Origin of the sequence: Actinomadura vinacea (assembly GCF_039532545.1) — a bacterium.
GTDB lineage: Bacteria > Actinomycetota > Actinomycetes > Streptosporangiales > Streptosporangiaceae > Spirillospora > Spirillospora vinacea.
Genome location: NZ_BAAARW010000032.1, coordinates 32,226 through 45,237, shown reverse-complemented (window position 1 = coordinate 45,237; position 13,012 = coordinate 32,226). Strand labels below are relative to the sequence as shown.

Sequence of the window (13,012 nt, the reverse complement as noted above, 5' to 3'; positions counted from 1 at the left end):
CCGAGGAAGGACACCAGGGCAAACAGCCCCGGATGAGGACTTTCTTTACGTCTTCAAGGGCGCCCGCTTCGCGGTCGCCGGGCGGCCGCGCCCGGCTCTGCGAGCCGGGCATGCGGCCTGTTCCGTCCGGTCCCGTCTCGCAGCCCGGTCACGGCCGCCCTAGTGAGCACAGCAGCCCAGAAGCCATCACGACGGATTGCAAGGCCGCCATACTGGGAGCCATGGCCCTTGACGCGACTACCGAGAAGCTCTTCTGTGCGGCCGATGCAAGCACTCTTCTGGCGCTGCTGCCGCTTCTTCGAAGCCAGATTGAGCAGGCAAGGGCCGAGCTAGAGAGGGTCGAACGTCATCAGAAGAATTCAGCAGACTCAGACGCCAAGCTTGCGGAGACCTACGGCGAGGCACTAGCCAAGTTCCATACACGGATTGGAGACGATCCAGAGGCACGTGAGTCTCTTCGAGCCCTCCGAGACAAGGTCAACGCGGCGTTGGGGAGACTGCGTGAGCATGACGAGCGCACCGCACAGCACGTCGATGATCTCTTTCGACATCTGGTGGAGCTGACACAGCGTGAACGATGGATTGTTGATGAGATGAAGCGCCGGGGGTACCTGCCCCTATTTCCGGGCGAAGACCTGCTTTCCGAGCTCTGACAGGCAATCCGCCATGGGGCCTGGTTGGTCGCCCGAACGGGCTTGGCGTGCTCGAAGCGGGGGCTTCGCAGCCCCCAGCCCCCCGCGGGCCGGGGTGCTCGTTCGCGCGAGACTGTCTGTCACACCTTCTCGCCGTTCGCGCGAACGAGCACCCCGGAGCGTTGCGGATGGCGCTGTGTCGACGTACACCGACGATGCCTTGGCGCCAGCCGGACGAGCGACAAGACCTGACCGCTACCCCAGGTCAGACGGCGGGCGACGAGCGATTAGCGAACGATTAGCCATGGTGATCAAGGGGCATTCACGGTCACTAACGGAAACTCGGAACGCCAGGTCAGCAGCCCTAACAGGCAAGTTCCGAATGATTCCCAAAGCTGACAGCACGGAGTCGCTTCGCCACCGCTGCCGGATTCAGCTGTTATAGATCAAGGGCGGCGGCGCTCGCGCCGTTGGCGCGGCCCGCCGCCAGCGCCGCCGGAGCGTGCGGCGTGGGCGCCGGTCACCGGCGCCACGCGCCCGGCCGCGCATCGCGCAGCCCAAGCCTTGCCACCCGGCCGCCGGCGGTCACGGGGTCGCGCCGCCTCCCGGCGAGCCGCAGGATGCTTCGACCTGTGCAAAGCGTCTGGCAATGTTGCTCCGCATGGGGATTCTCTACGACTACTTCATCGCGACAACCGACGACGAGGCCGCCCAGATCATCGACTGGGGTGCGGGTCCCGGCCACCCGCCTGAAGGGCAACCACCGAAAGAGCACGTAGAAGGCGGCATTGATCCGGCTGTTCAGCTAGGCACCCTTGAGGCGATCCTCACGGGACGCCCCTACGAACAGGTCAGCAGCAGGCCCCGCCATGCCGACCTCATCGCTCCCAACGAAGAGAGCGACACCGAGCAATGGGTCGTGACCGTCTCCGACGACTTCGTGACCCTCATGGCAGATGCGAGCGACGACCAGTTCGCTGCCGCGGCCCCGCCCTGGTCACAGACAGAGGAGTTCTGGGGCGCGGCCGACCCCATCGAACTGGAGCAGATCATGCGCGGACTACGCGACATCGCCCAGCGAGCACGCGAGCAACGCAGACATCTGTACTGCTGGATGTCCCTCTAGCTTCACGCCAAGAGCTTCCCGCACCAGGAGAGTTGCAGGCGGGCCTGGAAAGGTGCGGGGCTCCCCCCGACTCCGATCGGTTGAGGATGGCGACGGCCAGAACCCGTCAAGGGCGCTGCGCGTCGGCTGCGCCGATGGCCTACGGCCACCCTTGACGGAACCGTGTCCGTCGCTAAGTGCAGGTCTCGTCGGGGCCGGGGGGAGGAAGGTGGGGAGAAGAACAGCGGCTACGCCGCACGCCTGTGGAGCGTCACTCATCATGAGCACAGAGCGTCATCGCCAATGAGCATCAACGCGGGGATATGTCCTGACCGATAATCCCTGGCCATGCTCATTTGACGACGCGATGCTCGTCATGGCGGCCACGCTTTCACGAGTCGCGTGCCGTCGTCGACGGCGCGCTCTTCGTGGCTACTTGAGTGTGTCCGATGTGAAGGGAAGCGAAGGCCAATGACCCTGATCTACGACGAGACCTATCCGGCGGCTCCCCCCAGGCGCCTGGCCGAACTCGAGGAGCGCCTGGGCGCGAGGCTCCCTGAGTCGTATCGCAAGTATCTACAGGCGCAGGACGGCGGCACGCTGGCCAGCTACAACAACCAAGGAATCGAGATCATCTTCGGCATCGGCGACGTTCCGGAATGGGCGAGCCTGTGGCCCGCGCTGAACTCGAGGGGTGATGTGATCCCCCACGGCTACGTGCCCGTCGGCACCGACGCCGGCGGCAGCCTGTTCCTGCTGGCCGTCACTGGCCACGACCGTGGCTCAGTCTGGTACCACAGCCACGAACTTGAGGAGGACGACTCCGGTCACCTCACGCCGGTTCAGAACGAGCGTCTCTCGAACTCGTGGGACGAGTTCTTGTCATCAATCGAGCCGGTAGCCGGGTAGCCCTGTCCTGCACGACGCCGTGCATTGTGCAGATGAGGAACCTACTGCCTGCGATACTCATTAGCCCGCTCATACAAGAGATTGCAACGTCCTCTCATCGGCCAACAGCGGACGAACTCGGCCCGTCCAGCCCCGGACAGGATCGCTTTGCCAGCAGTGCGCATGAGCAGGCAGGCACCGCGATGTTGAACGCTTCGCTGTGCTCACGATCGTGTCGCCGGTCTTAACTGAGTTTCGGTCCCTGACGTGCTCAATCGCAGTGACGTCTCATGCTCATGCCGAGCGACGAGTAACACACGCCCAGGGCCTCACGGGGACCGCACACCACGCGACAGCGGGCCGCCGCCTCACGGGATATGCGCGGGATGGCTCAGCGCTCACGGGGTGACGATGCCGGTTCCCGTGCAGGTCATCGGAGGAGCAACGCCGCAATCCATGGCGGGCTGTAAATCCGTCGGCTTAGCCTACCCAGGTTCGAATCCTGGACCCGCCACACCAGCAAAAGGGCCTTCCCACCAGGCGTAACACGCCGGGGAAGGTCCTTTGCTTTCTTACCGTGAGTCCCCCTGAATACCCCTGATTGACCGCCCTTACGGGCACGCGTGGGGCACGACTGGGGTACGCGCGGCGGACTGCTCGGGCGTGCTTGACCGGCGCTGATCTCATGCGGTGATCTTGACTTCGTGGCGCCTCCCGGCGACCGTGTCCGTTCGCGGCGCCCTGCCTCGTTGCTCGCTGCTTTGGTCGACCTGAAGTTCGAGCGCGAGGTGACCCCGATCCTCGTCCGATGGTCTACGTCGGCGCGCTGGGCGTGGTCGGCTTCGGGATCCTCTTCTGTCTGCTGTGGGTGTGGTCCTTGGCGTCCTGGATGGCTGGGCAATGTGGCTTGCCGCTCCGAGCGTGGTCGGGATGAGGCTGATTGCGCTTCTGGTCGCCCGGATCGGCTGGGAGTGGGTTCTCCTTGCCCTCTTCCGGCGGTCGTGGCCGGTGGTTCCTCCTCAGAGGCATACCGCTCCGCCTTCGCAGGTTCATCGGGAAGGGCCTCGTCGACGCCGGGGCTCCCTCTTCGCGCTGGCTGGGTGGGACCGGTCATGGACGAAGGCCACCCCAGAGAAGCGACCGAAGAGGGTAGCCAGCGCCGTGGGCAGATTCCAGCCAAGGTGAGTGCGTCGGTCAACGGCAGGCGGGAGTCCGGCTCTGGGATGCCGGTGAGATTCGACAACGGTCGCCACGGCGTTCAGGCCGGCAAGGAGCGGTGGTAGCCGCCCTTCGGATCGCCTCTGCGTCTGCTGCAGTGCCGCGTCACCGTATTTCCTGGGCTGCGTGCCGGGCAGGTAAGCCCAACACCTGGCGAGACGCAGCCTCAGAGACGCGGGGTTAGCAGAGTGAAAGCCTGGTCGATGAGCTCGGTGCGGTCGGCGGTGCCGTCCGAGCGCAGCCACGCGCGGGCACCCGCGTCCAGGGCGGCGCCGGCGGCGGCGGTGAGCAGGTCGGCGGTGAAGGTGTCGAGTGAGGCGCCGGGTCGTTCTTGCAGAGCGGCGGCGATTCGTCCGCGTAGTTCGTCGCGTTTTTGGTGCAGGCGCGCGCGTAGTGCCGGGGTCGTCTCGATGAGGCGCAAACCGGTGAGTTCCCGCTGGGCGGCGTGGATGCGTGGCTCCCAGTCGCGTAGCACGGCGTGCAGACAGGCCCACGCGTCCTCGCCGCCGGGCCGTGCGCGGATGTCCTCGGCGATCTGTTCGGCAAGGTCGTCGACGTCGCCGAACAGCACGTCCTCCTTGGTCGGGAAGTAGCGGAAGAAGCTGCGCCTGGACAGGCCCGCGGCGGCGGTGATGTCCTCCACCGTGGTCCGCTCGTAGCCGCGTTCGACGAACAGTCCCAGCGCCAGCTCAGCCAGCTCGGCCCGCACGGCGCGGCGTGTCCGTTCCCTCAGCCCCATGGTCTCCCCAGTTGTCTTGCACTGCGGATAGGTTACGGCATTGTGAGTTGCTTGTGGCACTGGATGACATATTTTGGTCCTGCTAACGCGACGGCGGGTTCGTGAGGAGACGACACATGCATGGCAAAACCGTCTTGGTGACCGGAAGCACGGCGGGAATCGGCCGTGAGACCGCGCGGGCACTGGCCCTCCGTGGCGCCCACGTCACCCTTGTCGGACGGGACCCGGATCGTGCCGGGACCGCCGCCGGTGAGCTGTCGCGAGAGGCCGCCGGTGAGGTCACGGCGCTGACCGCGGACCTATCGGACATGACCGGGCTGCGGCGCCTTGCCGAGCAGGTCGCCGAGCGATACGACCGCCTCGACGTCCTGATTAACAATGCGGGAGGCATGAACGCCGAGCGGCGGCTCACCCGGGACGGCGTCGAGGCCACGTTCGCCGTCAACGTGCTCGCCGCGTACGCCCTCACCTGCCTGCTGCTGCCAATGCTGCGCGCCGCGGACGCGGCACGGGTGATCAACGTGACCGGCGGCATGCCCGACGGGACGATCGATCCGGCCAACTTGCAGGGCGAGAAGAGATTCGTAGGGTGGACGTTCGCGCAGTACAACCACGCCAAGACGGCGCTGATGGCGATGAGCCACCGGTTCGCGTCCCAACTGGAGGGGGTGGCCGTCAACGTGGCCTACCCAGGACACGCCTACACGCCAGGGAACCAAGCCACTCCGATGCGCGCGTTCCCCTATCTTTACCGGCCCGTCGCCCCGCTGATCAGATTGCTGGGGCCCCTGCTGCTGGCGGACATGGCCAAAGCCTCGCGTTCCAGCATCTATCTAGCGTCCAGCCCCCAGGTGGAGGGGGTTACGGGTGCGTACTTCGACGCCAAGGTACGCCGCGTAGCCTGGCCGTCAGGCGTGCTTGATGCGCGAGGGCAAGAAGCGGTGTGGTCGCTGTGCGAACGCCTCAGCGGTCTGAGCCCAGTGTGAAGGCCCAGGAGCGCTGCTTTCGTGGCTATACGGGTCAGGCGTCCGCGTGATCAGCCCAGACCGTCAGGTCCGCCCGCACGTCCCGCCGCATACGGCTCGGTCTTGGACTGCCGCGGCATCCAGCCCTTCACGATGGATGTCACCCACTACAGCGTGGGTGACACATCGATGCTCCAGAGCCCTTTCCCATAGGACTGACTGTCCCCTCGGCAAGGCGTGCCCGAAGCGGGACTGAGAGCCTGCCGCATCGCTGATTTGCTCATGGTGCTTCGGCGCTGAGGGTTCGTGCCACGGGACGGCGGGCCGCGATGCGCGCGGGCAAGGCGGTGAGCGCCGCCGTCACCAGGAGCGACACGAGCGCCGCGGTGAACAGCCACCAGGCGGGCGGCATGATCACATCTCCGGACACGAAGATGCCCAAGGGGATGCCGACGATGGCGCCGGGCACGGTGGGCAGGAGCTGGGCGGTGGACAGGCCGGCCGTGATCTGCCCGGGGGTGGCGCCGAGGGCGCGTGCGATGGCCATGGTGCGGCGGGCTTCCAGGGCGGTGGTCCAGGTGATCGTGATGATGTTCACGGCGGCGAGCGCGGCCAGCGCGACGGTGACGGCCAGCAGCGTGTGGCGTCCTTGCTCGACCTGCACATTGCCCAGGTCGGGCGAGCCCAGGCCGTAGCTCCTGACGGGCTGGGCGTAGAGCATCAGCAGGGCCGTGGCGCCGATCAGCATGATCGCGATGCTCCACGCGTGCAGGACGGCGCGGCCGGGACGGCGTGCGATCAGCCGCAGCCCGAGCAGCAACGGGGTCGGCAGCAACGCCGACAATCCGTTCAGCAAAGCCCGATGCTTTGGCCGGCGGGCGGTGTCGGCCAGCGCGGTGACGGTCTCGGTGCGCAGGGCCCGCACGGTCGGGCCGAGGGTGGTCAGGACCGCCACGGCCAGGGCGACGACGGTCGTGAAGAAGATGGTGTCGCCGCTCGGACCGGTGGCGGTGGTGAGCAGGCTCGCGGAGGGATTGACGACGGCGGGCGCGGCCAGCCGGGCGATCGCCAGGCCCAGCGCGTCGGCGATCAGCGCCACCGTCAGGTATTCGGCGAACAGGACGGCGGCGATGAGGCCGGGGGTGGCACCGACGGCCTTGAGCAGCCCGACCCGGCGGGTCTGCTTGGCGGCACGTCCCGCCGCCAGTGTGGCCACGCCGGCGATGGCCAGGAAACTGAGCAGCCAGCTGCCGATGACCAGGATCGGCTGGCTGATCCTGAGGATGACCTCGTCCTGCCGAGCCATGAACTGCCAGGTGAAGAAGTTCGTTGGGTACTCGTCACTGAAGGGACGGCGGGAGACCACGAACTCTTGAGTGGCGGCGGGGTCCCGCAGTTTCAGGTAGAGGAGGGAGGTCACCGGAAGGTCGGCGGCCGCCAGCGCTCGGGTGTCGGTTTCACTCACCCAGACCAGACCGTTGTAGTCGCTCGGCCCGCCGCCCGGGCCGTTCATTCCCGCCCATGGATAGATGGTGTGCGCTGCGGTCACGGCGATCCCGATGACGGGAAGCGAGCGGCCGGCGACGGTGACGCGGTCGCCGACCCGGACGCCCAGGGCGGTGGCGAAGCCGCGTTCGACCACGACGCCGCCGGGGCGTACCCAGGTGCCCGAGGTCACCAGCGGGCGATCGATCCGGCCTGGTGTCGCGTCGGCGCCTTGCGCCACCGCGCGCGACGTGGAGCCGTGCGCCTTCAGCGTTGTGTAGTACTGGCGGTACGGTCCGCTGTAGCCGGCGACCCCGGGAGCATGCTCCAACGCTGCCATCGCCGAAGTCGCGGTCCGGCCGCTGCCAGGGGTAAGCGCCACCACGTCTGGTCCGGCCGTGGCCGCGCGGGTCTGCCGGTAGAGCGTGTCGGTCGCCTCTCCCAGTGACATGCCCAGGGCCAATGTGGCGGTGGCGGCGGTGATCGAGACAAGGAGCATCGCAGCCTGAGCGGGATGGCGGCGCACGTCGGCCACAACGAGTCGGAACACCAGCAGGATGCGGCCCATGACGGTCAGTCCTCCAGCCCGATGCAGGTCGTCGAGTCACCCGGTGCCGCGTCCCGCGGGCCAGGCGTCACCGCTAACGGTTAGCCATAGATTGTCGTTAACGCACAAGAACGTCAAACGGGATCGTCGAGCTGCCGGCGACCGGCGACTGTCCGGGCAGGCCGAGGACTCCACGTCGCCGATGCCCACCGGCGTGGGCGCGACAGTGCTCTGCGCCCGGCGACGCGGCCAGGCGGGGACGCCGAACTGCGGAGTCGCGAAGCCGACGCCGACGAAGCAATAGACCACAAGATGTAGGGGCGTTGGCACGCCTATCCCGAGCGATGCCGCCTTTACTGGTGCCGGCGGGCTCACGGCGTCATCGACGTGCATGATGACCTTCGCCGACAAGGGCTACCAGGGTGTCCGCGGCAGGGTGCGCAGCCTGTTCAAACGGCACCGCAAGCGGGCAAGCGCCAGATCCGCGGCCCCGCGATGCTCAGAGCCTGGAAGATGTCGAGGCCAACCGGCTCAATAAGGCGAAACGTCCATGGACAGAATGCCCAGGGCGTGCGCCACCAGCTGCCCGCGGCTGCGCACGCCGAACTTGGCGAAGATGGACTTCTAATGGTCCTGCACGGTGTAGTGGGACATGGTCAGCACCTAGGCGATCCCCGTCGACGACCGGCCGGAGATCACCTGCTCCAGGATCTCCCGCTCCGTCAGCCCATACGCGAGGGCCAGCATCTCGGTGATGTCGGAGGCCGGGGTCGGCTGGATGGCGACCGAGGCGCCGCTGTGCGGATCACCGTCCAGCGGCGAACCCCACAGCGACAGCCAACGCCCGGTGCGGGACCGTACCCGCAGATACGCCTCGTCGCCCCGTCCGGCTCGGGCCGCCGCCGATACCTCGCGTGGGGCCAGCGTGCCGATCTCGTTAGCCAGCGCCGCGCCATCTCGTTGGCGACCAGGGTGCGGCCCTCGCCGTCGAGCACCAGGACGCCGGGGCCCGGCCAGGGCGTCGAGACCAGCACCTCACTACCGGGGAGTCGCCGTGGGCGAGCGCTTCGGCAGCGGTCGCGTCAAGCCCGTGCGGCTCATCCGGCTGACTATCAACCGACACGACGGCTCGCGCGCCTGACGCCTTAACACCAGGTCCCAGGTGTCTTACTCGCCTCCACCAGGACCTCAGCCGCATTCACGGAGGGGAATGCATGGACATCCGGTCACTTCGTTACGCCATTGCGCTTGGGAAGAGTTGCATTTCGGCCGCGCCGCGCGGCGGCACTACACCGGCGCGCAGCCGTTCGGCCGGAACATCCAGGGCCTGGAGCGTGAGGTGGGTGTCAGGCTGTTCGAACGGACCAGCCGCGGGTCACTCTGACCCCGGCGGGCACGCGGGTTCTGGCCGAGACCCGGGCCATCCTGGCCGCGGTGGACGCGCTCACCGACCCGCGCCGCTGGGCCGAACCCGACGAGGCCAAACCTCAGCCGACCCGAACGGACAAGTTGACAGACGCGCCCTGGATCACAACCTTTGCTTGCTGCGGTCGTGCTGTACCGGAACAGCTTTCCCTTTCGGGGTAACAGGTGATGGACGTTGTGCCCGCGCCCAAGACGTCCGCGCCGAACTGTCGGATCGCCGCAGCGGCTCCTCGTAAGAACATTTGATCATTTGTAATCGCTGAATCGCTGCGCTGCTTCCCGGTTCACAGGCGCATCGACGGAGGAGGGCCCGCTGCGGATCGCCGTGCTCGGCCTGCTGGTCGAGCGCCTGTGGGCGCCTCCACCACCAGACAGAACGGTCCTTCACCAGGGAAGACACGGGTGAAGGGTCGTCTTGCTGCTGTCCGGTCGGCTTGAGTGGTCGTCTCGAACCGCCACGTGGCTCGGCGTGAGCCGCATCTCGCCCATCCTCCGTCGGGAAGTGAGATCAGTGGCGAAGATTCACCTCTGAGAGTCGCGTAGATGCGTTCGCCCCGCAGGCGGCCGTGTCCAGCCGTCCTGTCAGACGGTGTCCTGAGATTGGTCTCCAGGCGCCTGACCCCCTCGGCGGAGGTGCACTGCCCGACGGGCGGCTGCGTTCGAGGCGGTCAGTCGTGGGGACCTGCGGCACTCGCTTCACGAGGCAGGGATGCCGTTGTGCGTGGCAGGACCGATCAGGAACGGAGAAGCGCCGGTCCCCGAGCCGCACCTAGCGTGACCGTCATCGCCGTTCAAACGACCTTTCTTTTCGCACAACGTGCTCTGACGTTCTATCGCGAGTGTCTGGGCCATCGGTGTCGCGGGACGGAGGGGACTGACTGGAGGTTGCCGATGACACAGGACCAGCAGGCAGGCAGTCGTGGAGGGCGCCGGCCCGGTTCGCCCGGGGCGTTGTCACGGTGGGTGCAGCGGCGGATGAACGCCCGTACGAACACCCGTATCCGACGTGGCCGCAGCAGGTTCATGGGGATGGACGTGCTGATCCTGCACACGGTGGGGCGCCGAAGCGGGCAGCCGCGGCAAACACCTTTGGCGTGGTTCGCCGACGGTGAGGACGCCCGGCTGATCGTCGCATCGGGCGGCGGTACCCGGCACCCGGACTGGTACGTCAATTTGATGGCGCACCCCGACCGGGTGTCGATCGAATCGCCCGGCCGCGACGCCGTGCCCGTGACGCCGCAACGGCTCGACGGCGCCGACCGTGAGCAGGCATGGCAGCGGATCACCGACGCCCAGCCCCGCTACGCGAAGTACCAAGGCAAATCCGACCGGGAATACCCGGTGATTCGACTCACTCGGCGGTGACCGCATACGCCTCGTCGGAGCCGAGCCGAGGAGCCGTACGGAGGGAACTGGTTTGGTGTCCGCGCCGGAATCACGGCCTCCGGCACCCTGCCCACCGTCCAGCCCGGCGAAGAATGGCTGAAGGCGGTGCGGAACAGCCCAGCCGGGTGATGCCTTCAGCAGTGGCAGTCGATCGCCACGGCCAGCGCGTCCTGGTGGGCGGCGGCCAGCTTCCGGAACTCGGCCGCCCACGCGTCCTCCTCCTGATCGTCGCCCCACTCGTGCCACACGCCGTCTGGGGTCACCACTGCAAGCGGCACCACCGTCCGGGGCAACGCGGTCACCGGCACGATGTTGTTCTCCGGACGTACCACGTCCAGCCCGTATCGCCGCTGGAACTCCGCAGGCGGCAGGTTGAACTCCTGCTCCTGCCCTTTCACCACCCCGTCGTACCGGCCACCGATGACGAATCCGTCGGTCCTGCTCTCGAAATACGGCATCATCGCCTCCTCCGCCACCGCCCCCGGGTCTGTCGCGCGTGCTTCAACGAATACCAAGACCATGAAATGTGCCATGTCGGCCTTTGCTTCTGAGCGTGTAGACGATCTGGACGAGTGCGACGGCGCCGACGGCCCCAGCGCGCATGGCCACGGGGATCACCGGTGGGACGGCCATGACTTCGCAGGTGAGTGCGGTGCCGATGCCCCGTCCAGGGCGTGCGCCCAATGGAAGCCGCGGCGATGAACGCCGAGCACCTTCAGTGTCGAGCCGGTCACCGGAGCTATTCTTGCAGTCGGTGATCGGTTGTTGTCCATCCGTGCTCGCTGACAGGGGCGCCGTAAACATTCCGTAATGGGTGCCCGGCATGGTTAAGGCACTCGACGCCGGGAGGAAGTGTCATGCGCAAGTTCATGCTGCAGGTCCAGGTCACCGTTGACGGCTACATGGCCGGCCCGAACGGGGAGATGGACTGGATGACGATGCCGTGGAGCGATGATCTGAACTCCTATGTCGGCGCGTCCACCGAGTCGGTCGACTGCATCGTGCTGGGGCGCAAGCTTGCCGAGGGGTTCATCCCGGCCTGGGAGTCCAGGCCCGAGGGGGAGACGAAGGAGACCGTCGACTGGATGAACAACATGCCCAAGGTGGTCATCTCCAACAGCCTCACCGAGTCGCCCTGGGAGAACGCCGTCGTCGCCGGCGGTGATCTGACTGAGAGCGTGAACAGGCTCAAGGCGGAGCCCGGCGGGGACCTGATCGCGTACGGAGGCGGCACGCTCGTCCGGGACCTGGTCTCCAGGGGGCTGCTCGACGATCTCCGCCTGTACGTCAACCCCACCGCGATCGGTGCCGGGATGCCTGTGTTCCCCGGCCTTCAGCGGTTCCGGCTTGTCACGGCGCGGCCCTTCGACTGCGGGATCACCGTGCTGCACTTCGAGTCGAAGCGGTAGTCCTCAGCCGAAGACCGGGCGTCCGGGGCCGCGGCGACGGCTCATCGGAAGAAGCTGTCGTGGCGGACGAAGAAGGCGGCGCGTTCGGCGTCGGCCAGGTCGGCCAGGTCGGCCAGGCCTTCGAAGTAGCCCTCGCGGGCGCCGCCGGGGGCGAACAGCATGAGGAAGTCGGCGGGTTCGCCGGAGACGTTGCCGAACGCGTGCAGGCCACCCGGCAGGACGTACAGGTGTCGAACCAGCGTTCGCCGTCGAAGACGTGGAGTTCCCCGGAGAGGACGTAGAAGGCCTCTGACATCGTCTTGTGGAAGTGCGTGCCGGTGCCGGCGGCGGGGCCCAGCCGGTTCTTGTAGAGGCCGAAGAGCCCGTCGGTGGTGAGGTGCGTCGAGAGGTAGTGGAAGTGGCCTCCGCCCGGGGTGGTGAGGTCGGGCGCGGTGCCGGACGGCCGGTAGGCGGCGCTGACCTCGCCCTCATCGCCGGGGTGGCGGATCTCGGGGTAGCCGGGGGAGAGGAAGGACAGGGTCACTCCTTCGCGTAGAGGCGCAGGAACGCGCGCACGCCATCGGTGATGATCTCGTTGGTCTCGTCGTCGGGGAGCGGGATCGCGCCGTGGAACGAGCGGGTCAGGATGTCGTTGATGGTCAGCATGTTCAGGACGTTGGCGGCCTTCTCCGCGTCGTCGAGGGCGAGCAGGCCGCGGTCGGCGATCTTCTGGAGGTACGGGGCGAGCCGCCGGTGCGCGGAAGGGGGGCCGTGGGCGAGCCAGCGTTCCAGGACCTTCTCGGGGAGCCGGGTCACTTCCTGGTGGATGGTGCGCACCAGGGCGAAGTGGTCGGGGAACTCGGTGATCGTGCGCGCCCGGTCGAGGTTGAACGCGATGAGGTCCCTCTCGAGGTCGGTGACGTTCCACAGGTGGCGTTCCATCAGGACCCAGATGGCCTCGGTGACCGCGTCGGCGCCTTCGACGGCGACCGTGAGGAAGAGCTCCTCCTTGTCGGCGAAGTGGTTGTAGATGGTGCGCTTGGAGACGTTCGCCTCGACGGCGATCGTGTCGACGCTCGCGCGGGTGTAGCCGTCGCGGCCGAACACCCCGCGGGCGGCCTCGGTGATGGCCTGGCGCTTCCCGGGTCTGCCGGTGCGCCGGGCGGCCGGCCGGCGGTCGTTCATGTCCAGCAGGATTGCACTGAGCGGTTTACTTTTCAAGCTGGATTTGCAC

At 67.3% G+C, this 13,012-nt stretch carries 11 protein-coding genes; 7 read left to right on the top strand and 4 right to left on the bottom strand.

The window, feature by feature from the left end:
• Positions 1-221 precede the first annotated feature (221 nt).
• The 3 genes from ABD340_RS37775 (at position 222) to ABD340_RS37765 (ending at position 2,646) form a co-directional block, all read left to right on the top strand.
• Positions 222-653 (top strand): hypothetical protein, encoded by a 432-nt coding sequence (locus tag ABD340_RS37775; protein WP_344595732.1) that lies wholly within the window; start codon positions 222-224, stop codon positions 651-653.
• A 640-nt stretch (positions 654-1,293) separates the two neighbouring features.
• Positions 1,294-1,758 (top strand): hypothetical protein, encoded by a 465-nt coding sequence (locus ABD340_RS37770; protein ID WP_344595731.1) that lies wholly within the window; start codon positions 1,294-1,296, stop codon positions 1,756-1,758.
• A gap of 450 nt (positions 1,759-2,208) precedes the next feature.
• Positions 2,209-2,646, top strand: coding sequence for an SMI1/KNR4 family protein (locus ABD340_RS37765; protein WP_344595729.1), 438 nt, complete (start codon positions 2,209-2,211; stop codon positions 2,644-2,646).
• 1,363 nt (positions 2,647-4,009) lie between these two features.
• Here ABD340_RS37765 and ABD340_RS37760 read toward each other — a convergent pair.
• Positions 4,010-4,582 (bottom strand): TetR family transcriptional regulator, encoded by a 573-nt coding sequence (locus tag ABD340_RS37760; protein ID WP_344595727.1) that lies wholly within the window; start codon positions 4,580-4,582, stop codon positions 4,010-4,012.
• A 116-nt stretch (positions 4,583-4,698) separates the two neighbouring features.
• Between ABD340_RS37760 and ABD340_RS37755 the strand changes: the two genes are divergently transcribed.
• On the top strand, positions 4,699-5,568 hold the full coding sequence (locus ABD340_RS37755; protein WP_344595726.1) for an SDR family NAD(P)-dependent oxidoreductase: 870 nt from the start codon (positions 4,699-4,701) through the stop codon (positions 5,566-5,568).
• Positions 5,569-5,827: 259 nt separating this feature from the next.
• Here ABD340_RS37755 and ABD340_RS37750 read toward each other — a convergent pair whose 3' ends face one another.
• Positions 5,828-7,600: an ABC transporter permease gene (locus ABD340_RS37750; protein WP_344595724.1), complete on the bottom strand. Its 1,773-nt coding sequence runs from the start codon at positions 7,598-7,600 to the stop codon at positions 5,828-5,830.
• Positions 7,601-8,789: 1,189 nt separating this feature from the next.
• Here ABD340_RS37750 and ABD340_RS48200 point away from each other — a divergent pair.
• Positions 8,790-8,963, top strand: a complete 174-nt coding sequence (locus tag ABD340_RS48200; protein WP_425547511.1) for a LysR family transcriptional regulator — start codon at positions 8,790-8,792, stop codon at positions 8,961-8,963.
• Between the two features lie 932 nt (positions 8,964-9,895).
• Positions 9,896-10,369, top strand: coding sequence for a nitroreductase family deazaflavin-dependent oxidoreductase (locus tag ABD340_RS37745; protein WP_344595722.1), 474 nt, complete (start codon positions 9,896-9,898; stop codon positions 10,367-10,369).
• Between the two features lie 155 nt (positions 10,370-10,524).
• Here the strand turns inward: ABD340_RS37745 and ABD340_RS37740 are convergent, their stop codons facing one another.
• Positions 10,525-10,848 carry a hypothetical protein gene (locus ABD340_RS37740; protein WP_344595721.1) on the bottom strand — a complete coding sequence of 108 codons (324 nt, stop codon included), beginning with the start codon at positions 10,846-10,848 and terminating at the stop codon, positions 10,525-10,527.
• A gap of 399 nt (positions 10,849-11,247) precedes the next feature.
• Between ABD340_RS37740 and ABD340_RS37735 the strand changes: the two genes are divergently transcribed.
• Entirely contained in the window at positions 11,248-11,799 is a 552-nt protein-coding gene (locus ABD340_RS37735; protein WP_344595719.1) for a dihydrofolate reductase family protein, read from the top strand.
• 519 nt (positions 11,800-12,318) lie between these two features.
• Here ABD340_RS37735 and ABD340_RS37730 read toward each other — a convergent pair.
• Entirely contained in the window at positions 12,319-12,963 is a 645-nt protein-coding gene (locus ABD340_RS37730) for a TetR/AcrR family transcriptional regulator (protein WP_344595718.1), read from the bottom strand.
• Positions 12,964-13,012 lie beyond the last annotated feature (49 nt).

What these genes read in the sequence shown, in the direction of transcription:
- ABD340_RS37775 (WP_344595732.1), top strand. Translation starts at nt 222, where the DNA reads ATGGCCCTTGACGCGACTACCGAGAAGCTCTTCTGTGCGGCCGATGCA.
- ABD340_RS37770 (WP_344595731.1), top strand. Translation starts at nt 1,294, where the DNA reads ATGGGGATTCTCTACGACTACTTCATCGCGACAACCGACGACGAGGCC.
- ABD340_RS37765 (WP_344595729.1), top strand. Translation starts at nt 2,209, where the DNA reads ATGACCCTGATCTACGACGAGACCTATCCGGCGGCTCCCCCCAGGCGC.
- ABD340_RS37760 (WP_344595727.1), bottom strand. Translation starts at nt 4,582, where the DNA reads ATGGGGCTGAGGGAACGGACACGCCGCGCCGTGCGGGCCGAGCTGGCT.
- ABD340_RS37755 (WP_344595726.1), top strand. Translation starts at nt 4,699, where the DNA reads ATGCATGGCAAAACCGTCTTGGTGACCGGAAGCACGGCGGGAATCGGC.
- ABD340_RS37750 (WP_344595724.1), bottom strand. Translation starts at nt 7,600, where the DNA reads ATGGGCCGCATCCTGCTGGTGTTCCGACTCGTTGTGGCCGACGTGCGC.
- ABD340_RS48200 (WP_425547511.1), top strand. Translation starts at nt 8,790, where the DNA reads ATGCATGGACATCCGGTCACTTCGTTACGCCATTGCGCTTGGGAAGAG.
- ABD340_RS37745 (WP_344595722.1), top strand. Translation starts at nt 9,896, where the DNA reads ATGACACAGGACCAGCAGGCAGGCAGTCGTGGAGGGCGCCGGCCCGGT.
- ABD340_RS37740 (WP_344595721.1), bottom strand. Translation starts at nt 10,848, where the DNA reads ATGCCGTATTTCGAGAGCAGGACCGACGGATTCGTCATCGGTGGCCGG.
- ABD340_RS37735 (WP_344595719.1), top strand. Translation starts at nt 11,248, where the DNA reads ATGCGCAAGTTCATGCTGCAGGTCCAGGTCACCGTTGACGGCTACATG.
- ABD340_RS37730 (WP_344595718.1), bottom strand. Translation starts at nt 12,963, where the DNA reads ATGAACGACCGCCGGCCGGCCGCCCGGCGCACCGGCAGACCCGGGAAG.